The 22,702-nt window shown below is 59.1% G+C and carries 17 protein-coding genes and 1 tRNA gene; 11 read left to right on the forward strand and 7 right to left on the reverse strand.

The genetic code is table 11. From position 1 onward, the window contains the following. Window positions 1-23 precede the first annotated feature (23 nt). A complete protein-coding gene (locus tag BLT69_RS01795; RefSeq protein WP_092648248.1) occupies window positions 24-2,555 on the reverse strand; it encodes a DUF4268 domain-containing protein in 2,532 nt (843 codons plus the stop codon). A 123-nt stretch (window positions 2,556-2,678) separates the two neighbouring features. Between BLT69_RS01795 and BLT69_RS01800 the strand changes: the two genes are divergently transcribed. The 7 genes from BLT69_RS01800 (at window position 2,679) to BLT69_RS01830 (ending at window position 10,125) form a co-directional block, all read left to right on the forward strand. Next, on the forward strand, window positions 2,679-3,143 hold the full coding sequence (locus tag BLT69_RS01800; RefSeq protein WP_157886308.1) for a sugar O-acetyltransferase: 465 nt from the start codon (window positions 2,679-2,681) through the stop codon (window positions 3,141-3,143). A gap of 106 nt (window positions 3,144-3,249) precedes the next feature. Continuing rightward, window positions 3,250-4,521 carry an HNH endonuclease signature motif containing protein gene (locus BLT69_RS01805; protein WP_092648250.1) on the forward strand — a complete coding sequence of 424 codons (1,272 nt, stop codon included), beginning with the start codon at window positions 3,250-3,252 and terminating at the stop codon, window positions 4,519-4,521. 78 nt (window positions 4,522-4,599) lie between these two features. Next, window positions 4,600-5,523 (forward strand): TatD family hydrolase, encoded by a 924-nt coding sequence (locus BLT69_RS01810; RefSeq protein ID WP_092649049.1) that lies wholly within the window; start codon window positions 4,600-4,602, stop codon window positions 5,521-5,523. A 147-nt stretch (window positions 5,524-5,670) separates the two neighbouring features. Further along, complete coding sequence (locus BLT69_RS01815) at window positions 5,671-6,798, forward strand: resuscitation-promoting factor (RefSeq protein WP_092648251.1); 1,128 nt, start codon at window positions 5,671-5,673, stop codon at window positions 6,796-6,798. Between the two features lie 89 nt (window positions 6,799-6,887). Continuing rightward, window positions 6,888-8,216, forward strand: coding sequence for an aggregation-promoting factor C-terminal-like domain-containing protein (locus BLT69_RS01820; protein WP_257590372.1), 1,329 nt, complete (start codon window positions 6,888-6,890; stop codon window positions 8,214-8,216). 27 nt (window positions 8,217-8,243) lie between these two features. Beyond that, a complete protein-coding gene (rsmA, locus tag BLT69_RS01825) occupies window positions 8,244-9,182 on the forward strand; it encodes a 16S rRNA (adenine(1518)-N(6)/adenine(1519)-N(6))-dimethyltransferase RsmA (protein WP_092648252.1) in 939 nt (312 codons plus the stop codon). Further along, a complete protein-coding gene (locus tag BLT69_RS01830) occupies window positions 9,175-10,125 on the forward strand; it encodes a 4-(cytidine 5'-diphospho)-2-C-methyl-D-erythritol kinase (RefSeq protein ID WP_092648253.1) in 951 nt (316 codons plus the stop codon). Before rsmA ends, BLT69_RS01830 begins: the two co-directional genes overlap by 8 nt. Here the strand turns inward: BLT69_RS01830 and BLT69_RS01835 are convergent. Next, window positions 10,105-12,804, reverse strand: a complete 2,700-nt coding sequence (locus BLT69_RS01835) for a glycoside hydrolase family 172 protein (RefSeq protein ID WP_092648254.1) — start codon at window positions 12,802-12,804, stop codon at window positions 10,105-10,107. The two genes, BLT69_RS01830 and BLT69_RS01835, sit on opposite strands and share 21 nt — an antisense overlap. A 216-nt stretch (window positions 12,805-13,020) precedes the next feature. On the opposite strand from BLT69_RS01835, the gene BLT69_RS01840 reads away from it, so the two are divergent. The 3 genes from BLT69_RS01840 to BLT69_RS01850 are packed head-to-tail and all read left to right on the forward strand — an operon-like array spanning window position 13,021 to window position 16,875. Continuing rightward, complete coding sequence (locus tag BLT69_RS01840) at window positions 13,021-14,628, forward strand: sugar ABC transporter ATP-binding protein (RefSeq protein ID WP_092648255.1); 1,608 nt, start codon at window positions 13,021-13,023, stop codon at window positions 14,626-14,628. A 17-nt stretch (window positions 14,629-14,645) separates the two neighbouring features. Beyond that, a complete protein-coding gene (locus BLT69_RS01845) occupies window positions 14,646-15,749 on the forward strand; it encodes an ABC transporter permease (protein ID WP_092648256.1) in 1,104 nt (367 codons plus the stop codon). A gap of 58 nt (window positions 15,750-15,807) precedes the next feature. Beyond that, complete coding sequence (locus BLT69_RS01850) at window positions 15,808-16,875, forward strand: substrate-binding domain-containing protein (RefSeq protein ID WP_092648257.1); 1,068 nt, start codon at window positions 15,808-15,810, stop codon at window positions 16,873-16,875. A gap of 79 nt (window positions 16,876-16,954) precedes the next feature. On the opposite strand, the gene BLT69_RS01855 is transcribed toward BLT69_RS01850, so the two are convergent. The 5 genes from BLT69_RS01855 to BLT69_RS01875 all read right to left on the reverse strand — a co-directional run bounded on the left by BLT69_RS01855 (window position 16,955) and on the right by BLT69_RS01875 (window position 22,539). Then, window positions 16,955-18,730, reverse strand: a complete 1,776-nt coding sequence (locus BLT69_RS01855; RefSeq protein WP_092648258.1) for an ABC-F family ATP-binding cassette domain-containing protein — start codon at window positions 18,728-18,730, stop codon at window positions 16,955-16,957. Between the two features lie 147 nt (window positions 18,731-18,877). Continuing rightward, window positions 18,878-20,581, reverse strand: a complete 1,704-nt coding sequence (locus tag BLT69_RS01860) for a hypothetical protein (RefSeq protein WP_157886311.1) — start codon at window positions 20,579-20,581, stop codon at window positions 18,878-18,880. Further along, window positions 20,566-21,327 carry an ABC transporter ATP-binding protein gene (locus BLT69_RS01865; RefSeq protein WP_058236179.1) on the reverse strand — a complete coding sequence of 254 codons (762 nt, stop codon included), beginning with the start codon at window positions 21,325-21,327 and terminating at the stop codon, window positions 20,566-20,568. The genes BLT69_RS01860 and BLT69_RS01865 overlap by 16 nt, the downstream gene beginning before the upstream one ends. Window positions 21,328-21,365: 38 nt before the next feature. Continuing rightward, window positions 21,366-21,872 carry a MarR family winged helix-turn-helix transcriptional regulator gene (locus tag BLT69_RS01870; RefSeq protein ID WP_058236178.1) on the reverse strand — a complete coding sequence of 169 codons (507 nt, stop codon included), beginning with the start codon at window positions 21,870-21,872 and terminating at the stop codon, window positions 21,366-21,368. A 43-nt stretch (window positions 21,873-21,915) separates the two neighbouring features. Continuing rightward, complete coding sequence (locus tag BLT69_RS01875; protein WP_058236177.1) at window positions 21,916-22,539, reverse strand: TetR/AcrR family transcriptional regulator; 624 nt, start codon at window positions 22,537-22,539, stop codon at window positions 21,916-21,918. Window positions 22,540-22,619: 80 nt separating this feature from the next. Between BLT69_RS01875 and BLT69_RS01880 the strand changes: the two genes are divergently transcribed. Beyond that, window positions 22,620-22,690 (forward strand) — tRNA-Gln (locus tag BLT69_RS01880). The last annotated feature ends 12 nt before the right edge of the window (window positions 22,691-22,702 follow it).

Raw genomic sequence — 22,702 nt, forward strand, 5'->3', positions numbered from 1 at the left:
CGTGAAAGAGTGGGAGTAGCGGGTTAGATTGAGGCTAGATTCCGCTTCATGAATTGATGCGCTACCTTCCGCAATGCGTGCATACCTGTGGCCAGCCATTCGTACACCTCATTGACTGAATCACCAGTCAAATCGGCTGGGCGTGCAACGTTCACAACGCGGGTCGTCTTGTCGAGGCCGCCCTCGTCCCACTCAAACGTACCCTCGAGGAATTCCAGTTCTTTCTCGATGTCGGATCGCCGTGTGAGGACGGGTCTGTAGCTTTCTTCGTCAGAAAAGTGGAGCTGGACGGCCACTTCTTGCCCGCTCAACCGTACTAATGCTGTTAAATCGCACTTTCGCAGACCAATGCCAAATGAGGCCCAGTTATCGCGATTAGGCTCACGTGTCGACGGGTCGCGGAAAGCTTCGGTAAAGCCAGGACGATTCGCACAGTATTCATAGAAACCGTTCCAAAATTCCACCATGGATGCGTCGCGGTGGCTCGTGGTCGCTGCCTCGTTATAGCGTCGGCGAATTTCGCTCAACTTGGGGCCACCGTCATTCAGACGCCAAAAGTCCCATCCGTTTCGTCCTCCAGAACCTCCTTCGAGGGCGATGACGCGGCTAGCCGCTGAGGACGGGTTTGAGAACTTCTCACCGTTACGCAAGATTAAGTCGCCCTTATCGGTGAGTGTCACTGTTTGCGTGAAACGATCAGAAGCGGGTTCCAGCACATCGCCGACATGAAGAAGTCCTGCAGACACGAGGTCATGAATCATAATGCGCTGTGCTCGTTTGCCTGGCTGTTTTCGCACCGCATATCGATCGGCTACATCGGGCGAAACATCAAGGCCTGGCCAGCGCTTGAGCGCAATTGCAGTCAGGTTTTCTGCTCTGTTTCGTATCTCCTCTTCACCCCATGACTCTGCATCTTTCAGTTCTGCTGAGATCGCCATGTATTCGTTGGCGTAACCGCCGATGCAGCGTTCCTTCTTCTCAGTAAAGGTACCGTCGGAAAGCTCGGAATTGTAGGCAGTGACAGTCAAGTTGCCGATGTTGTTGACGAGGGCTTCAAAGCCTTCCTCAGGGGCCTCGCCCAGCGCCTGGCGCCATTCAGAATGAGCAAGCGCATTTTGCGGCATGATGTGCTCAATTGTGTATGAGCCGGATGCGAAATCGTGAGGATCTTTAGGGTGGTGGAAATTCTCAAGATTTGTCAGCAGGAAGAAAGATTTTCTGAAGAGGTAAGAGTCACGCGTGAGTAGTGCATGCGAAAACTCGTCATCTGTTGGAAAACGCCGCGTGGTTCCCGCTGCCATGTATAGCAACGATTGGAAGGCTTCGACGTAATCACCGCCCTCTTCCTGCACCTTATTGAGATTTCCGATAATGCTGGGAAAGAACTTATTCAGCGAATTTGTGGGAGCATCGCAAATTGCTCGCCTCAAGACGTAACTTTCGGTCAGACGAAGCAGGCGGATAAAATCTTCTTTTTCGAAGGCTCCTGCCTCGTAATCTTGATAAAACGACAGGAGGAGCGGATTGAGGACGCTCATATCCAGTGTTGCTATTGTGTCGAAGTGCTCTTTGAGCTGGGGGTCCTCCTCGGTCCCAGAGGTGATTGCCGCGTAGTAGCGAGCAACGTCTTCCATTTCACTGAGAAGGTCGACCATCCGCCCTTTCTTGGCAAACCCGTTTTCGGTGACGTGGCGCTTGAAAATGGGGTACACATCTTTACGCGTGAGCGGTTCAGGCGCATACAGAATGGTCAGATAGTTTCTGATGAATTCATCGAAAACTCTGTCGTATGTGTCTTCGCCAAGGGTCTGCTCAATACGCCGCCAGTGGTTCTGATAGAGCTTTTCTTGTTCGCCTCGGGGTAATCCCATGAGGACAAAGTTTCGGATCAGGTCGGCTGACGAAAGATCTTTACCTGTCGAGTTCATCGATTCGAAAATGAGCTGAGGATTGTCGCGAGTTGCATCCAGAGAAATCGATACAACTTCAAGACGCTGCAGACCATCCCATATTGCATTCGGATTGTCGAGGGCGGCCAGCTTTCGCTCGAAAAACTCCAAGTTGGCAATTAAACGTGATGAGTTGTTGACGACTCGATAGTCCTCGTCCACTAAATGCTCGAGCAACGAGATAAGGGTAGCTCGATCGCCCTGAGACAAAAGCAGCTTATAACGCTCGTCACCATGCCTGTCGTCATCTATCAGGTACCCCTTGTTGACCAGCCGAGAGTAGGAAAAGTTGAGCTTTTCGTCAGGGTTGTTCTTAGCGTATCGAGCCAGCGCAATCATGAGGAGTACGACAGTTGTAACGCGCTGCTGACCGTCGATTAAGAGGAGCGGCGTCACCTCCGACATCACACCATCTTGGATCCACACAATAGAACCGGTGAAGTGCTTATCATCTGGGCGCTTTCCAACCGACAACACGTCTTCCCACAATTGTTCGCATTGCTCCTCGTCCCACGAGTAGGGGCGTTGATAGACAGGGATGACGAAACGTGAGTTCTGGCTTGTCACAAGCCCGATGAGCGAACGAGCCAATGCGTTCATAGTCATGAGAGCGGGCGCCTTTCGCCGAACAGTTCTTTGAGGCACTGTACCGCACGGCGGCGTCTTAGTGGCATTGAGCTGTGCGAAGAGGCAGTGACTTTTCTAGAATGTTTCGCAGACCAGCCGCCTTTGACACGACAAGTAAGACTGCGCGATGAGCGTCATGCAAGAACGAGATGCCTCGAACGACTCCACGAATTTAACCAGCTGCGCCCGTCCGAACAGGTCAAACGCCAGGCGATGATGAAGGAAATGTTCGCTGAAATAGGGGAGAACTGCTACATCGAGCCTCCGTTCTACGCGAACTTCGGCAGCAACATCTACGTCAACTTCAACTTCACCTGCGTAGATGACACGTATATTTACGTCGGTGACTACACGATGTTTGGCCCGAACGTCACCATCTCAACTGCGGGACACCCGATCATCCCGGAGCTTCGTCGCAAGGGGTACCAGTACAACATGCCGGTTCGCATCGGCTCAGGCTGCTGGATCGGTGCGGGTGTCAATATCCTGCCCGGAATCAATGACCGCGACAAGGAGTTCCACTTCAAAGATCGCCGCATTGACTACGCGCAGCTGAACGGAAAATAGGAAGCCGCCCTACTGGCTTAAATGTGACACACATCACTTAAATTGTGTCCCGTTAAGTGGTGTTCGTGGGACGCAGATGCACATGCCATCCCTCACAATAGAACACATGTTCGATACTTGTGTGTGTGCAGGTGCACCCGACGGCGGCGGTTCCGCCAGTGAGCTTGATGCTGCCATCGAGCAGGTGAACGCACTGCGCGAGGCGGATGCCCGCTGGCGGAAAGCTGAAGCTGAGCGCGCCCGCATGATCGTCGACACGATTCTGACGGTCACTGCCGTGCTCAAAGGAGAGCAGGCTCTTGTGCCGCGCTCAAGCAGCGGCACCCCGCTCATTGCCGAGTTCGCCCATCTCGAACTTGCTGCCGCTTTAGGATGCTCACCCTCTCAAACATTGCAGGAACTCTACTCGCTGCTTGGTGTCCGCTTCCGCCTCCCGAGACTGTGGGACCGCGTCATGGATGCTGAAATCCCCGTCTGGAAGGCCTGCCATGTTCACTCGCTGACGTCCACACTCGGCGAATCCCAATGCGCGACGCTCGATGAACTGCTCGGACAGATCGGCTCATGGAACCAGGGGCGCATCACCCGTCACGTGAACCTTCTGATCGCCCGCATTGCCCCGCAGATGATCGAAGTGCGTGCAGAACTTGCCGAGCGTGCCAGACGCGTCGTGTTCGACATGGACGAGGGAGTCGGCAGCGCCTATATGCATGCGCAACTCGCCATTACAGATGCCCTCCATCTTGACCGCACCGTCGCAAGTCTGGCATCTGCGCTGGCCGCCTCGCATCCAGATGAGTCGGTTGATGAGCGGCGCTCGCGTGCACTCGGCTTGCTGGCGAACCCCGAGCAGGCGGGGGCACTGTTAAATGGACGTGAAGCGAAAACTGAGCGCAGAGCTGAGATCGTTGCTCATATCTACCCGGATTCGCCGCACTGCGCGAGTATTGACGATGTCGGTTCTGTTCCCGTCGCGCAACTCGCATCCATGCTTGCGCATACTCGGGTCACGATTCGCCCCGTCCTTGACTACTCATCGCTGCCTGCCGGTGACCGGCACGATCCGACGCCGACGATGCGCAGGGCACTGCTTCAGCGTGAACCGTTCGAGGTATTCCCCTACTCGAACACGCCCTCAACCTCGTGCGACCTGGACCATACGGTCCCATATGAGGAAGGTGGCTCGGCTGGGCAAACAAATCTGGCGAATCTGGGTCCACTGTCGCGAAGTGTTCACCGAGCAAAAACGCACGCAGGCTGGGACCTCGACCAGCCAGAGCCTGGTGTGTACCAGTGGACAACTCCACTCGGCTTCCGGTACGACGTCGTCAACGGAATTACCCGCTATCGCGGACATATGCCGCCTCAAAGGGAATGAGCCGCAAACGCGGCGGGTTCGTTAGGATCGGTTCAGAGGAATAAGCACGTCACCACAGTGAAGGAAGTGACCGGTCCGGTGTCGAAGAAAAAGAAGCGCGAATGGCCACCAGCTGCGCAACCGCTCGAAGGTCATGTGATCGACAACCACACTCATCTGCCTCTGTATGAGGAACAGATTCCTCGCGCTGAGGGAATCAGGCTGGCGCTTGACGAACAGCTCGAGCGCGCTCAGCAGGTCGGTGTGCGCGGACTCATCACCTCTGCCTGCGAAATCCCTGACTTCGACGGATCGATGCAGCTTGCGCGTGAGGGCGCGCCCGGCCTCGCGATACGAGTGGCGCTTGCGATTCACCCCAACGAAGCAGCATTGCATGCCGGAATTACTGAACCGTCGCCAGATGGCCTCATCCCGCACGTTGAACAGCACCACGTTCCGCTGGACGAAGCACTCGCGGAGGTTGAACGGCGTCTGAATGACCCGGTCGTCGTCGCCGTCGGTGAAACCGGACTCGACTACTTCCGAACAGCCGATGCCGGCAAACAAGCGCAGGCGGAATCATTCCGCGCGCACATTCGACTCGCAGCCGCGGCAGGCCTGCCGTTGCAGATTCATGATCGTGATGCGCATGAAGACACACTCGCGATCCTGAACGAAACCGCCACGGCCGACCAGCTCATCGTCTTTCACTGTTACTCCGGCGACGCGGCAATGGCGCGCGAACTGGCGAAGAACGGGTGGCATGCGTCATTTGCCGGCAATATGACGTATCCGGCTAACGCCCACCTTCGTCAAGCGCTGGTCGAACTTCCGCCCGAACTCGTGCTGGTCGAAACTGATGCGCCCTATCTCACAGCAGTGCCGTGGCGTGGTCATCCGAACGCGACTTACTCAATTGTCCACACCGTGCGGGCAATTGCCGAGCTATGGAACGTCGACGAAGCTGCTGCGTGTGACCGGTTGTGGCACAACACGACGCGCGTATACGGCGCATGGGCATAAGGGCTGGACGCAACCACGTGCGACGGCGAAAAGCAAACGCGACGCATGTGAGATGTGCGACGTCGGATGTCACGTTTGGGTAAAACCTATTAGTGTGGCACCAGTCAGTCCGTCTGTCCGACGGAGCCGAACGACCTCAGGACACTTGTGAATTTAGAATTCTCACCGAGCCGACGAACCGTTATCGCAGCCGCATCCGCCGCATCGCTCGCAGTTGTGGGCGTGGCCGGAGTGGGCGCAGCAGCAGCACACAACACCGTGACCCTCGAGGTCGACGGAGTCTCGCAGCCCGTCAGCGGATTCTCCCGCACCGTCTCAGACGTCATCAATGCTGCAGGCGTTGAAGTCAGCCCTCACGATCTGGTCGCACCGGCGATGGGCGAGGGAGTATCCAACGGTGACACCGTCGTTGTACGGACTGCATCGCCGTACACGGTGGATCTGGACGGAAACCAGGTGGAACTGTGGTCCACAGCAGGATCAATGGCCGATTTACTGGACGAATTCTCCCAGCACGGCACAGCGATCATCGCCGCTGACCGATCCTTTGCCCGTGCCACATTGCCGCTGGCAGCGCCCGGCGAACGCATCAAGGTTGAGGTAGACGGCCAGACCCTTGACACAGCTGCCGAAACCGGTGACGACACGGCTTCAATCCTGGCTCGCTTGGGCGTCACAACAAGCCCGTTGGATCGCGTGAAGCTGGAAAACCGCGGCGGCACCATCACGATCATCGTGACACGAGTTGAGCGCGGCTACCGCACGCAGACCGACGCAGTGCCGTTCCAAACTGAAGAGCGAAAAGACGACACCCTGACTGAAGGAACGACGTCGGTTATTCAGGAAGGCAAAGACGGCTCGGTGACGACCAAGTACTTTGAGGAAAAAGTCGGCGGAGAAATCGCCGTGTCGGCAGCCGTATCGACCAGCAAGACCGACCCGCAAAACAAGATCGTCGCGGTGGGAACGAAGAAAGCGGCCGCCCAACAGAGGACGACAGCTTCCACGCCGACTGCAGCTCCCGCAACCACTGCTGGTTCGGACGTGTGGGCCGCGTTGGCTCAGTGTGAATCCGGCGGAAATCCGGCGACCAACACGGGCAACGGATTCTACGGCATGTACCAGTTCACTTTGCCCACGTGGCAATCGATGGGCGGCACCGGCCTGCCCTCGGACGCATCGGCAGCTGAGCAAACTGCCCGCGCTCAGGCACTGCAGGCGGCAGCTGGATGGGGCCAGTGGCCAGCATGCGCGGCAAGCCTCGGACTGTACTGAGCGCGCAACTCACCACAATTTTCCGGTCCGACTCCACAAATAGTCACAAAACGGTTACGGTAGGAACAGCCGATTGGAAGGAGCCTGCCGTGACCCCGCGACGCATCATTGCCACAGCAAGTGCAGCGTCACTTGCAGTAGCCGGCATCGCGGTTGGTGGTATTGCTCAGGCTCGTCACACAGTGATGCTCGAAGTCGACGGAGTCAGTCAGCCTGTCACCGTGTGGGGCGGCACAGTCTCCGACGCGCTCGCCAGCATCGACGTACAGGTCGGTGAACACGACCTGATCTCGCCCACACCCAGCGAAAACATCGCGTCAGTTGACCATGTCGTTGTGCGCACGGCCAAACCCTACGACCTGACGATCGACGGCGAAGAACGCACCGTATGGTCGACGTCCAGCTCAATTGACACGATCCTGGCAGATGCCGACACCTACGGATCCACCGTGGCGATAGGCGCGAGCCGCTCCTCGATGCGAGCCGAACTTCAACCGCTCGTGTCACGCGCACGCACACTGCCAGTCATTGAAACAAACGGCAACGTAATCCAGAATGTTACCGTCCGGGCAGGCCAGGACATACGACACGTCATTGAAAACAACGGAATCAAGCTGTCGCCGCTGGACCGGGTCACCCTCGAATCGGCAAACGGCGAACTGTCCGTGCGCGTCCAGCCCGTCACCCGCGGACGCGTCAGCACAGACACCCCGGTGAACTTCTCGAAAGAAGAACGCAAGTCCGACGCACTGTTCGAAGGCGAACGCATCGTTGAACAGGAAGGCACACACGGTGCCAACAGCTCTGTGGTGTGGCAGGAAACAGTCGACGGCGAAGTGACCTACTCAGCCGTGCTGTCGGCCGACAAGAAAGCGGAACCGCGACCGGAAATCGTCACCGTCGGCACCAGGAAAGTCACGCCCGAAGCTCTCCTGGCCGCCGGCATCGATCCGAAAGCCCAGTTGGAAGAAGGCACTGAATCAGATGGCCGCAAGTCCGTACGATTCCGAGCCAAACCCGGTGACATCTCAAGCCAGGCCGAACTCGCTGAGATTCGCGGCATCGCTGAAGCCGAAGGGCTGACGATCAGCTCGACACCGACCGGAACATACTCGGGCGAAGATCCGCGCGGCATCGCGCAGCAAATGGTGAGTCAGCGCGGCTGGTCAGACAGTGAATTCCAGTGCCTGCTGACATTGTGGGATCGCGAATCGCACTGGAACCCCTATGCCGCTAACGCCTGGTCAGGCGCCTACGGTATTCCGCAGGCTCTCCCCGGATCGAAAATGGCATCTGCCGGTGCTGACTGGCAGACGAATCCGGCCACGCAGATCACGTGGGGCCTGGGATACGTCGCCGGCCGCTACGGAACCCCATGCGGCGCGCTCGGGCATTCCAATTCTGTCGGTTGGTACTGATCCGCGCTCACGCGATACCCTCGTGACGTGAACGAAACAGACGAACGATCCGCGCTGCTGGGACCTGCCGAGATCCACGCAATCGCGGCTGCCCTCGACATTCGCCCGACCAAAGTGCTGGGGCAGAACTTCGTGCACGACGGCGGAACCGTTCGACGCATCGTGCGAGCAGGTGGCGTAGGGAGAGATGACCACGTGCTTGAGGTCGGGCCGGGACTGGGGTCGCTCACACTGGCGCTCCTGGAAACCGGCGCACATGTCGATGCGGTCGAAATTGATCCACGCCTGGCTCGTGCGCTGCCGGAAACCGTTCGGGCCCGCATGCCCGAGGCAACAGAGCGCCTCACCGTCACCTGTATGGATGCGATGAAAGTGACGCCGGACGAGTTGGGCGACGCTGCGCCCACCAAACTTGTCGCCAATCTGCCATACAACGTGGCTGTGCCGGTACTGTTGCGACTGCTCGAACGCTTCGAGACGCTGCGCGATGTCCTGGTTATGGTGCAGGCAGAGGTTGCCGACCGCCTCGTCGCCGGGCCCCGCTCACGAACCTATGGTGTTCCCTCCCTGAAAGCCGCGTGGTACGGCGACGCTGAACGAGCCGGAAGCATCGGGCGCGCCGTGTTCTGGCCGGTTCCGAACGTTGATTCCGCACTGGTGCGGCTCACCAGGCGCGATGAGCCGTTGGGTGACGCTGTCCTGCGCGACGCCACATTCGATGCGATCGACCGCGCATTCGGGCAACGACGCAAGACTCTGCGCGCGGCCCTGCGTGACTGGGCGGGATCCGGGGAAGCGGCCGCCGACCTTCTCACCCGTGCCGGCATCGACCCGCAGGCTCGTGGCGAAACGCTGTCCATCGACCAGTTCGTCGACCTCGGCAGGCTTATCGTCGCCGCCAGACGCGATCCCTCCACGCCCGAGGGAGCCTACGCCTCCACACGAAACGGAGAGGCACATGCGTGAAGCTCAGGCCAGCGCCCCGGGCAAAGTCAACATGCTGCTGCGCGTCGGCGCGCCGGAAAAAGACGGATATCACCCGCTGATCAGCGTGTTCGAGGCGCTCGACCTGCGTGAAACCGTCACAGTGACAACGGCTCGCACCCCCGGAATCGCGGTATCGACAACCGTGTACACGCCGGAGGGCGAGGTAGACGGTCAGGCAAGCGCCATGATGAACGAGCTCGACCCGCACCGGCACTTGGCGGCACGAGCCGCGCGTACCCTGCAGCGCCTGGCGCAAAGCGGCCCGTGGGCATCAACCGCGGCAGGCGTGAGGGTTCACGTTGATAAGCGCGTGCCGATTGCCGGCGGAATGGCCGGTGGGTCAGCGGATGCGGCAGCCACCCTCGTCGCCTGCAACGAACTGTGGGAATTAGGACTGGACGCAGATCAGCTCCAGGCGGTCGGCCGCACGCTGGGCGCGGATGTGCCGGCCTGCCTGGTCGGCGGAATCGCGCTGGGAACCGGGCACGGCGACCATATGCAGGTCCTGGACAGCGAACATGAACACCTGTGGGTATGCGCAACCGCCCACGAAGGTTTATCGACGCCGGAGGTTTTCAGGCGGCGCGATGAGATGGGTGAATGGGCCGAACTCACCCGGCCAGACGAACAGACGCTCGCCGCACTCACCGCCAGTGCGCGCGAGGCGGCACCTTACTTACATAACGACCTGGCAGCGGCCGCGTTCACGTTGCGACCCGAACTGGCCGACACGATTGAGATCGGACGCGAAAGCGGCGCGCTCGCGGTGATCCTGTCCGGATCGGGGCCAACAGTTGCAGCCCTCGTTGCCGACGAACGCGCCGCTGACAGCGTGGCCGCAACATGGCGTGAGGCTGATCAGGTTGATCGGGTCATCACCATGCGCGGCCCCGCCCACGGCTCAGTGGCGTCTGCGAACTGACAGTGCGCACGCTCCTACGCCCAGCGCTCCAAGTGCTGTGAGTGCGAGGATCGGTGCAGACGAGCCGGTCGCGCTGAGGCGAGGCGGCTTGTCGGCCTGAGGACGCTCGCCAGTCGTGGGCGATGTAGGCGGTGCGGGCGGTTCAGCCGGTTCCGGCGGTTCGACTGGCGTCGCCGCCTCTTCGCCGCCAATCGTGTACACCTCGTAGCGCGCAGCACTCCACGGTGCCGAACCATCGCGCGGAGTCAGCTCAACCGTGATGCTATCGACGTTCTCAGTGATGGCGCGGGGGATTTCGAACGTGTCCTCCAGCCACTGATGAGTCTGATTGGCCAGGGGCTGCAGCCACGTGCCGACATGCATGCCGTTCACGGCCACATCGACGCTTTGATAGCCACTCGACTGGTCCGACATGCGATGCAGGCGTACACCCTGATTCGACTTCTTGACTGCCGCGGTGAAAGTGATCGGATCAGCCGAGTCGCGCAGAGAATCGGTCACGCTGACCGTGTCATCGTTGCCTTCGAATGTGCTGGTCAGGGAGCGCGGTTCGCCGCCACCTGAGTACGCGTGAGCCGCCTCGCTGTCCACGTCGGTGATGTTGAGTGAATCAGTAAGGGTCAGTACAGGCGCAGCCGCGTGGCCGTACCAGAAAGCGGTCGAAGAGTATTCAGCTGGATGGCGATTATCCGGCCCGTGCTCCAATCCGGCGCTGATCGAGCTCTGGAAATCGATCGCATCACCGATCAGCAGTCGGTAGGCCGAGTCGCACTGATAGTCACAGCCGTACGTTCCAGCGATCTTCTCCAGTGGCGCACCGTTGGTAAATGCGGAGAACGGTCCGTAATCGAAATACCAGCCACCCTCGTAGAAATCTTCACTGCCGGTGCCGTGCCACTGTGGGGTGCGCAGCCCGTCAACGTAGATGCGCTCATCGCCTTCCAGGTAGCCGCGAACGTTGCCGTCGCCCTGTGACGAGGACATGGTGTGGCTGACTCCCATGAAGCGGCCCTGGCCTTCAGTTGAGAGGAACACCCAGTCGCGCCCGTCTTCGGTCGGACCCGCGTGGTGCGTGGCGTAGAAATATCCGAGGGAGGGGACCGGTCCGCTCAAACGCTCGGCCACACTCGCATCCGCGTTGAATGTGACATCGCACGTACCGTTGTTCAGCGTGTACTGAGAGTTGTTGACCAGTGAGATCGTCATCGTCTTGCCGAACGGCATCGGCCACCACGACGAATATGTCCCTGTTTCGGGATCGACACCGAACATCAGCGAGGTAACGGGCGCCTGACCCAGACCGGTACCGAAGAATTCTCCGATCGGCGCGTCGACGGTCAACTGGCCGTCGGCGTGGATCTGGATATGTGTATTCGTCAGGAAATCGTCGGACGCCGCGATTTGCTCGGCGTCAGCGGGGTTTGTATTTTCGCGCGCATAGGTCCGGTCTCCGTGCCAACGTTCGTTCACGATCGAATAGTCGTGAGCTTGTTCAGAGGCGCGCGATTCGTCGGTTCCCTCGCCAACGTCGACTTCGTCGGTTCGGATCATGTCGCCGCCCACCTTGGAGTCGACGAAGTAGCGGAATTCGTTGAAGTCGTTGCCCGCAGAGATGAATTCGTTGGTGATACGGATCGATGACTTGCCAGCGGTGGCGTCGGCGGGCAGTTCAACCGATTCTTCGCGCCACACCCCTGATTTGCCTTCGGTGCCATCCCACTGGCCGGCCTGCGTGCCGTCAACCAGGATGCGTGCCTTCTGATCAGGTGAAATCGGGTCATAGCGGCGCGTGAGCGTGACTCCCTCGTTCGCGGGATCAATCGCCACGGTGAAGCTGGTCGAATCCTTCGTTGCGCGACCGTCATCGTTCATGCGCTCAGGTGCCGGCGCGCCCTTGAGACCTGGCAGGCCAAGGGTGAAAGCCTGGAGCATTCCGGGCTCATCCAGTGTCGCGATTGTTGTGGATTCGCCCGGAGCAAGACTGAAGTCTGCGTGCAGGTTCGGCTCATTGACGAGGGAGGCCGGCGGCTGCGTACCCCAAGTCTTAGTCTGTTCGAGCAGGTCGGTGGGCACGTTGGAGGGATCGAAGGTCGAAATGCCGTCAGCGGTGGCGAACGAGCGGTACGACACATGGTAAAAGAACGGATTGTTCTGCACCGTGACGCGCATGGATTCGCGGTAGGGCATGGGGATCTTGATGTACACGCCACCGGAGGTTTGCATCTTGTCGGCAACGAACGGATAGATGAACGGTGCGCCGGCTTTACCTTCAACCACGTCCTGGAACTGTGCATTGAGAACGACTGTGCCGTCGAGTTCGATGATGATGTTGCCGGCCTTGGTGACGTCGCCACGATCCCACGTTGACCAGATGGATTGGATTTCGCCGGCGCCTGTGGCTTCTGCCAGCACGCATCCTTCATCGGTGGTGCGCAGGCAGGAGTACTTTCCGCTGAATCCGTCGTGGTCGTTGCCACCTTCGCGATCAAAACTTGAGAACTGGCGGCTCTGCGTGCCGGTGCTCAGTTCCGGAAGGCGAGTGATGTCAGTGTAGGTTTGCCAACCTGTTGCGGGATTTTCGTCGGGTGGCGCTGCCTGGGCGAGTCCGCCGATGCTGAGCAGCAGGGCTGTTGACGCGGCCAGTGCGATCTTTCCCGGTCGAGAGAGGTGATTCATCATTGATCCTTGGGTCGAGTGGCGGCATCGCCACTTCGTTTTCGGGCAAAATCAGCTTAAATGGAGCAAAAATGAGTGTCAAGCGATTGTGCATAGTAAATGCTATGTGATATATAGGTTATAGTAATACTAATGTCGCTAAACCGTTACCTGTGAAATCGTTGAGTCGTCTAAACAGCTGGTATACGGTGTGGAGATCAATCTAGGCGCTTGACATCAATGGCGAATCGGAGGCGCGTCGTGACTGTACCGTTGCTCGAAATGCACCATATCGGGAAATCGTTTTCAGGAGTGCGAGCACTCGATAATGTGTCGTTGCGCCTGGGCGCCGGTGAAGTTGTGGCACTGCTGGGAGAAAACGGAGCAGGCAAGTCCACGCTGATCAACGTGCTCTCTGGAGTCTTCAACGACTACGACGGTCACATCAAGGTCGACGGAGAGCCGGTCACGCTGCATAGCCCCAGCACCGCACAACAGCTGGGGATTTCCACCATCCACCAGGAACTGAACCTCGTCCCCGACATGTCAGTGGCAGACAATATCTGGCTCGGACGAGAACAGGCGACCGGAGGGTGGGTCAAGAAACAGCGCACGATTTCGACGGCCCGGGATCTGCTGGCGCGAGTCGGGCTGGATCTAGATCCTAGAAAGTTCGTGCGTCAATACCGACTGGCAGAACAGCAGCTCATTGAAGTGGCAAAGGCGATGAGCCTGAACACCCGAATCCTGATCATGGACGAACCGACGTCGGCGCTGGCAGATGCTGAAGTTGAACGCCTGTTCGAGGTTGTCAGGTCACTTGCATCCGAGGGAGTCGGCATCATCTACATCTCTCACCGTCTGGAAGAACTCGAAGAGATTGCTGACCGGGTCGAAGTCCTGCGAGATGGACAGTTCTTCGGTGAACGCGAGATGAAGGACGTCAGTCGATCAGAACTGATCCACATGATGGTGGGTCGTCCGATCTCGGAACTGCACCAGCGTCCCGAGGAAACCGGTGCCCGCGCCGAGGGCGGCGAAGCCAGACTGACGGTGGAGCACCTCTCCCTCATGCCCAATGCGCGCGAGTCGCGGGCAGCACTGCACGACATCTCGCTGTCGGTTGAGCCCGGCGAAGTGCTGGGAATCGCCGGCCTGATGGGAGCTGGTCGCTCAGAAGTACTCGAATCCATTTTTGGAACACCCCCATCCTCGGACATGATCGGTCAGGTCACCCTGAACGGCAAGGCGCTGACCAAGCGGACGCCCGCACGCAGTATCGACGCCGGGATTGCCCTGGTATGTGAAGATCGAAAACTGCAGAGCCTGATCCTGGAAAACTCCGTGCGCTTCAATATGACGCTCCCCGCCCTGTCGGATTTTGCCGGCATAGGCGGATGGGTGAAGAAAACTCGAGAAAAGAAGGCGAGCGAGGAGCAGGTTCAGACTCTTGGGGTGAAGACCCCGTCGATGGATGCGTTCATGAGCACCTTGTCGGGTGGAAACCAGCAGAAAGTCGTCCTCGGAAAATGGCTGCTGACCAACCCGGAAGTGATCTTGCTCGATGAGCCGACACGCGGTATCGATGTCGGTGCGAAAGCAGAAATCTACGAACTTGTTGCGCAGCTGGCATCGCAGGGAGTGTCGTTCATCGTTGTCTCGTCAGAGCTTCCCGAATTACTGGGAATGTGCGACCGAATCGTGGTGTTGTGCGAAGGAAAAATCACCGCTGAATTTGACGCCGGCACAGCCACTCAGGAAGACCTACTCACCGCGGCAATGCCGATTCAAGGGCAGGCAGTCAGAGAGGATGCGCCCGCCGTCGATGCCATCGAAACTGCTAAATAGTGAAGGAGAACAACCCCATGAGCACACAGTCGCAGCGCGGATCGGGTGCGGTCGTGCAGCGCAAGAAATGGCTCCTGATGTTGAGCCAGTCCCAAGGCTATATCGGCCTTCTCCTGATCGTCCTGATTGGACTGTGGAGCCAGGGAGGGCGCTTCGCGGACATAGGAAACCTGACGAACGCCATTGGGTACTTCGCTCCGCGAGGCATCCTGGCGGTGGGAATGACTCTGGTCATTATCACCGGCGGCATCGATCTGTCGGTGGGCGCAGTCATGGCAGTCGGTTCAACCACGTCAGCATGGCTGCTGACGGAAATGAACTGGCCGGTGATCGCGATTGTTCCCACGTCAATGGCTGTGGGCGCCCTCTTCGGCATCATCAGCGGTATCGGCACCGCGTACTTAAAGATCCAGTCGTTTGTCATGACGCTGGCCATCATGACGATCGCACGAGGCTTTACCCGCGAGTTCTCCCATAACGTGTCGATCGGAACGAATGTGATCGGACCGGACGGGGAGGTGGCTCCGGGATCTCAACAGTTCCGAATGCTGGGGACGCCAGGCGAAACGCTGTTCCCTATACCGTTAATAGGGTATTTCCCTGTGCTGGCGCTGATCGTGGTCATTATCCTCGTCCATCTGCTGCTGTCACGCACGACGTTCGGGCGGCACGTGTACGCGGTGGGCGGCAATCCCACCGCGGCGCGCCTGTCGGGTGTGAACGTCAAAGCAGTGCTCGTCATTGTCTTCATGATCTCTGGTTTGCTGTGCGGCCTGGCCGGTCCGATTAACGCGGCTTATAACGCATCAGCAGATCCTCAAGCCGGCATGACCTATGAGATGGACGCGATTGCAGCCGTCGTCATCGGTGGTGCGAGCCTGGCTGGCGGCCGAGGCACAGTGATCGGAACGTCGATCGGCGCATTGATCCTGACCCTGCTCGACAACGTGCTGGGCCTGAACAACTTCAGTGCCAACTGGCAGATGATCATTAAAGGCATCATCCTCGTGGTCGCCGTTGTGATCCAACATCCCGACCTCATTCCCAACGCTGCGGCTCGCCTGAAACGACGAACCGCGCATCCCGTTAAGGCATCCTCGACGCCACACGCGAAGGAGTAGGCCGAGGGGGAAGTCCACACCAAGGTAAACACAACACTAAGAAAGCGAAGGAGCTCTCATGACAATCACGCGACGCAAACTACCGGTACTCCTGGCGGGTGCCCTGGTTGCCGCAGCATCGCTCGGCGCGTGCGCAACCAACGATCAGTCGACATCCGGCTCACAGACAGATGAAGGCGCATCGAGTGCCACAACTGATCAGAGCAGCGCGGCTGGCGCAAGCGACGGACGTCTGCTGCCCGAAAAGGACAAGTACGTCATCGGGTACTCACAGGCCAACAACGCTGAGCCATACCGTGCGCAGATCAACGCACAGCTGGAGTATTACATCGGGCAGGAATCGAACCTTGAGTTGCTGCCGATTGCTGACGCTCAGCAGGATTCCTCACGTCAGGTGAGTCAGGTCCAGCAGTTCATTCAGCAGGGCGTTGACATTCTGATCGTCTCGCCTAACGAGTCTGACCCGTTGACCCCGCCAGTTGAGCAGGCATGTGAAGCAGGTATCCCGGTGATCGTGTTGGACCGCGCTGTGAACACGGACTGCATCACCTCCTTCATCGGCGGTGACAACGTGGCAATCGGTAAGGCCGCAGGTGAACTGGCACTCCAGCTTCTACCTGATGGCGGTAAAGTCGTCGAGCTGCGAGGCATTACCTCGAACCAGCCTCAGATCGACCGCGACCAGGGCTTCCGTGACGCAATCGCTGCGAACCCGAAGATCGAGATCGTCAAGGATCAGGACGCAAAGTGGATCAAGGAAGAGGGCACCAAGATCATGCAGCAGTGGCTGCAGTCCGGTGAAGACATTGACCTGGTCTACGCGCATAATGACCCGATGGCGCTGGGCGCATACCTGGCTGCGGCCGGTGCCGGCAAAGCCGACGACATCAAGTTCATCGGTATTGACGGCCTCGCAATTCCTGACGGTGGCATACGAGCCGTTCAGGAAGGCCAGCTGGCAGGTACCTTCATCTATCCGACAGGTGCTAAGGAAACAGTTGACACCATTTTGGCGATGATCAAGGGCGAGCCGGTCGAGGCCCAGCAGGTCCTTGAAACCACCCCGATCACACCTGAAAACGCTGCCGAACAGTACGAGCTGAACGACTTCTCCAACAAGAAGTAAGAGGGCTTGTACGAGGCCGGCGCCGAGGAACTCCCCGGCGCCGGCACAAGAGAGGCAGAGCGTGGAAGATCACGAGTAGTTACCTCTGATCTTCGAGCTCCTCGGACAGCTCCAGCCACTGTGCTTCGAGCTGGCCAACCTCGTCCTCAACTGCGCGAACCTGATCCGCAAGGTCCTGTAACCCCACGTAGTCAGTCGGATCATGGTCTGCCATCTGCGCTTTCAGATCCTCGTCCTGGCGTGTCAGGCGGTCCATCTTTCGCTCCAGCGCTGACAGCTCTTTTTGTGCAGCGTAGGCGCGAGCGCCGGAATTCTCGGTTTCCTCCTCAGGAGGTGATGGTTCCGCGGGCTCAGTCTGGCCCTGGATCTTCAGGTACTGCTCGACCCCACCGGGCAGATGGCGGAACGTGCCGTCAATGATGGCGTATTGCTGGTCGGTGACGCGCTCAATCAGGTACCGATCGTGCGACACAACCAGCAGCGTGCCCGGCCACGTGTCGAGGACGTCCTCCAGGGCGGTCAGCATATCGGCATCGACGTCGTTGGTCGGCTCGTCCAGAATCATGACATTGGGTTGGTCAAGCAGGACGAGCAGAATCTGCAGCCTGCGTTTCTGCCCGCCCGACAGTTCTCCGACGCGCGCTGACAGATGCTCGTGGCGAAATCCGAGGCGCTCCAGCATCTGCGCTGGAGTGGTGTCTTTACCGTCCACGACGAACGTTGTTCTGGTGCGGCCAAGCACTTCGCGCACGCGGTCACCCGAGATCTCATCCAGCTGCGAAAACTGCTGGTCGAGCACTCCGATACGAACAGTCTTACCCTGACGTACTCGCCCCGACGTCGGCTTCAGCGCACCGCTGATGACGTTGAGCAGGGTTGACTTGCCCGCACCGTTCGGGCCGAGGATAGCGCTGCGCTCTCCGGGTGCGATCCTCCACGTCACGTCGCGCAGAACCTCGTTCGTATCAAACGAAACCGACACGTCCAGCAGATCCACCACCTGTTTGCCCAGGCGTGCCACAGATAGCCGCTGCAGTTCAATCGGGTTGCGCACCTGCGGTACGTCAGCGATCAGCTCATTCGCCGCTTCGATACGGAACTTCGGCTTGGACGTGCGCGCCGGCGCTCCGCGACGCAACCAGGCAAGTTCCTTGCGCATCAGGTTATGGCGCTTCGCTTCGGTCGCAGCCGCGATCCGGTCACGTTCCACACGCTGCAGGACGTACGCTGCGTATCCGCCTTCGAACGGTTCAACCGTTGTGTCATGCACCTCCCACATGCGGGTGCACACCTCATCAAGGAACCACCGATCGTGCGTCACAACGATGAGCGCACCGTCGCGCGGACTCCACCGGTACTTGAGATGGTCAGCCAGCCACGCGACCGCCTCGATGTCCAGGTGGTTCGTTGGTTCATCCAGAATCAGCACATCCCACTCGCCCACAAGCAGGCGCGCAAGATCGACGCGTCGGCGCTGTCCACCTGAAAGATCACCGACGAGGGAATCCCATGCGATATCCGAAGCCAGTCCAGAAATAATGGATCGGATATTCGCGTCGGACGCCCACTCATACTCCGGGCGATCTCCCACTAGTGCTTCTTTGACGGTGTGAGACGGATTCAGACGATCAGACTGGCTGAGGTATCCCAGGCGCAGGTCGCGACGATGAGTGACGCGACCGCTGTCAGGTGTGATCTGGCGGGTCAGTAGCCGCAAGAGTGTGGATTTGCCGTCTCCGTTGCGACCCACCACGCCGATTCGGTCGCCCTCGTCAACTCCGACGGTGACCTGATCAAGGACGACGGTCGTGGGGTATTCCATATGCAGGTTGTCTGTGCCAAGAAGATGTGCCATATCGGCACATATGGTACGTCAAAATGCGCTGGTGAGGAGACCTCAGAATCCTCATATCAATCGAGATGATGTGAGTGCGGGGTTCGAAGAGCAGGCTAAATGGCCGCTTACCTGCGTAAATGGTGGGATCGTGCGCATGGATTCCGATCAGGCCGTCTTCGCGTGGCCTGGCCAGGCCTTGATCTGCTGCAGAAGCGTCACTGCGTGGCGATCCCACATGTGACCGCCCACGATGACGCCGACGACCAGACATACCAGCGACCAGACTGGGGCAACGATGTAGCCGATCCAATCTGGCAGGATGCCGAAGAAGCCGAGTAGCAGAACGACTGAGGCCGGCAAAGACGCCACAAGAGCCGCGAGCCACTGGGCGAACTGCACCAGCATCGTGGCAGTGAAGCTGCCGGTGGATTTTGTCGATATCGGGTTCGCGCCGGGCGGAGGAACAGGGTAGAGCCAGCGTGCATGCAGGATCTGGCCTGCGCCGGCAGTCGCGCAGAACAGGAGCACCGTGGTGACTGCGAGGTAGATGAGCGAACGCCCTTGAATCCCCGCGGCGAAAGCCAGCAGTGCCATGACAACGGCGAAGAGGCTGATCGCTGAGGGTAACGCGCCCACAAGACGACCCAGACGCTCGTCGCGTCCGCGTATTCCAGCAGTGATGCTCAGCCAGTTCGCCGTTGAATCCCATGCCATCAGGGTCGCGACGACACCGCCGAAGAGCATCGCACCAAAGAGCGTGAAGAAAATGGCGAACGTGTTGCCAAAGCTGAAGTCCGAATTCGACCCCATAAACGAAATTGCGATACCCAGCACGGGCAGGACGCCGACCGCGATCAGCTGTGAGAGCAGACGCGGATCGCGGATAAACTCGTGACTGGTGCGGGCCGCCAGCGCGGCCGCTGCCCGTGGCAAACCCAGACGCAACCACGGATCGACATGCTTGAAGGAGCGCTGGTCAGCGCGCGCCGAGGGAGCAGCCTGCGTGGGATCGATCAAGTGGTGTCCCTCTGCAATCGCCTGACGGGCCTCAGCACTGACTGGCCGTGCCTTGCCATTCATGGCGAAGGGGAGTACGTACTGCCACAGCTTCCATCCTGCCCACAAAGTGACCAGTGAAATGGCCAGCCGCGCGAGGGCGACAAGGTAGTTGCCTTCATAGACGGATTGACTGATCGCGAACGGGGCGCCCATCGGTGTCCAGCCGACGATCGTACCGAGTCGGGTGACGAAAGCGGCGTTGAAGTTGTCGATTCCGGCATTGATGTACAGACCCAGAGGCGTGACGAAGAGAAACAGCGCGACCGTTGCGATGACGCCCTGTAGATCGCGCCTACGGGTGGAAGCCGTCATCTGAACGCTCATCCACGTCGTCACGGCACGTGACCACACCAGCGATATAGCAAGTGCCAGGCAGGCGCTGATCACACTGACGAGCGCCACCACCACATGGCCGGAGACAATCCAGGCGACGAAGGGAACCAGAAGAAATAACGCAGTGCCAATGCCGGAGAATCCCACGAAAGCTGCGGCAATCATGCCGATCGCGAAACGCCGTGAAGGTGCGGCAAACGGTGCGAGGCGAACCGGATCCAACGTGTTGTCAGCCGATGCCATAAGCGCAGGAGCTATCACCCATGCCAGCACAGCTAAGGCACTGATCAAAGTGAACATGACGCTGGCCAGGTCGGCGTAGCCCTCGAAGATGGAAAACACGGCTCCGACGGCAATCATTCCGACGTAGCCGGCGATGCCCAGGGCCCCCAGGATTGACAGGACGAGGAAGGCTGTCTGACGCTTCATCGAGTTCCACGTCAGCTTCGCTTTCATCCGCATTAGGAGTGCAACCATGACAGCCCTTCGTGAGTGATGCGGCCTCCGACGATCTGAGTGAAGCGCTCTTCGAGGTCACCGCCTGCAGCTACCTCGTCAGTCGTGCCGGAAATTACGACCTGACCGTGATGGATGATCGCAACGTGGCTGCACAGTTTCTGCACGGTTGACATTACGTGACTAGACAGCACAACTGTGCCGCCCTGGCGCACGAACGATTTGAGAATCTCACGGATATTGGCGGCCGAAACCGGGTCGACCGATTCGAACGGCTCGTCCAGAACCAGGACGCTGGGGGAGTGGATCAAGGATGCGCCCAACGCGATCTTCTTGGTCATGCCGGCCGAATAGTCGCCGATCATTTTGTCAGACGTTTCAGTCAGATCCAGGGCTTCGAGCAGGTCCTGGGTACGTGAGCGCGCAGTGTCAGTGTCCATCCCGCGCAGCAAGGCCACGTAGGTCAGGAAATCCGGGCCGGAGAGGCGGTCCAGCAAATGCATACCGTCAGGCATTACTCCGAGCAGTTTCTTAGCCTCGGTTGGATTGGCCCACATGTCAACGCCGTGGACGTAGGCTGTTCCTTCATCTGGACGCAACAGGCCGGTCGCCATTGTCAGGGTTGTGGTTTTGCCTGCACCGTTGGGGCCGACGATTCCATAGAACGAGCCGGCGGGAATATTCAGGCTCAGGTCGCCTACTGCGACGAGATTGCCGTACACCTTGACCAGGTGATCGAATGCGAGTGCCGGTGGTTGGTCAGTCATAAGTCCCCTCGCGGTAGTGGTCGGACGCTACTTTTAGGCTAGTACTTCGTTTCGTAAGATGCGAGGATAATTCTGAGCAGGTCAGCAAGATCGTCCTGATCGCCTCGGGAAAGCGGCGCCAGAATCTGCTTTTCACATTCGAGCAGGGAGATCAGCGCCGCATCAACGTGCTTCTTGCCGGTGGGGGTCAGGGTGACGAGGACGGCGCGCCGGTCATCCGGAGCCGGTGAACGCGTTACAAGGTGGCGACGTTCGAGGCGGTCAATACGGTTCGTCATTGTCCCGGAGGTGACGAGCAGTTCGTCCATGAGGTGCCCGGGCGTCATCGAATACGGCTTTCCGGCGCGGCGCAGGGAGGAGAGCACGTCGAATTCCCACGGGTCAAGATCGTGTTGGGCGAATGCCTCGCGCCGCTTGAGATCCAGATGGCGCGCCAGTCTGGCTACGCGCGAGAGCACAAGCATGGGGGAGGGGTCAGTGTCCGGGCGTTGACGTGCCCACCCCTGAACGATCGCATCGACCTCGTCTCGCTGCGTTTTTCTCATGACACCAAGATACTTGTTTTCGAGATACTTTCGCGAGGGGGGCTCACGCAGAATGCATACGCAATGACGGATCAGTCTTGAGGTTGCGCAGCCCGTACCACACCAGGTTGACGGCGTGTGCAGCCACAACTTCCTTCGGCATGGAGCGATCTTCGAGCCACCACTGCCCGACCTGCGCGATCAAACCGACAAGCATCTGCGCATACAGCGGTGCCCACCCCGGTTCCATATTCGAGCGTTCGAACTGTTCGGCCACAAGGTATTCCACCCGCATCGCAACATCGCCGAGCACCGATGAGAAAGAACTGGATGTACGGTCGTTGGGTGTATCGCGCACGAGGACGCGGAAGCCATCCGTATTCGATTCAATGTAATCCAGCAGTGTCAGTGCGGCCGCCTCGAGGATCTCACGCGGATGCGTGGACGATTCCAGCGACGTCTGGATCGCGGAGACAAGGGACTGCACCTCACGGTCCACGATCACCGCATACAGACCTTCTTTTCCGCCAAAGTGCTCGTAGACGACCGGTTTGGAGACGCCTGCCTGCGCGGCTGCCTCCTCCATGGACGTACCGTCGAAACCTTTCTTTGCAAAGAGGGCGCGACCGACTTCAATGAGTTGCTCACGTCGCGCCACACCGCTCATCCGGACTCGTTTTTCTGCCATAGCAGTACTCTAGAACGTGTTGAGCTCCACACTTTAAGCTTCTGATTCTTCGCGCGACTGTGACATAATCGGGTGGTCTATCCGCCTTGGTGTAACGGCAGCACAGGGGTTTTTGGTGCCCTTAGTCTAGGTTCGAATCCTGGGGGCGGAGCTCAATGTACTG

The sequence above is a fragment of the Schaalia radingae genome (genome assembly GCF_900106055.1).
Taxonomy (GTDB): domain Bacteria; phylum Actinomycetota; class Actinomycetes; order Actinomycetales; family Actinomycetaceae; genus Pauljensenia; species Pauljensenia radingae_A.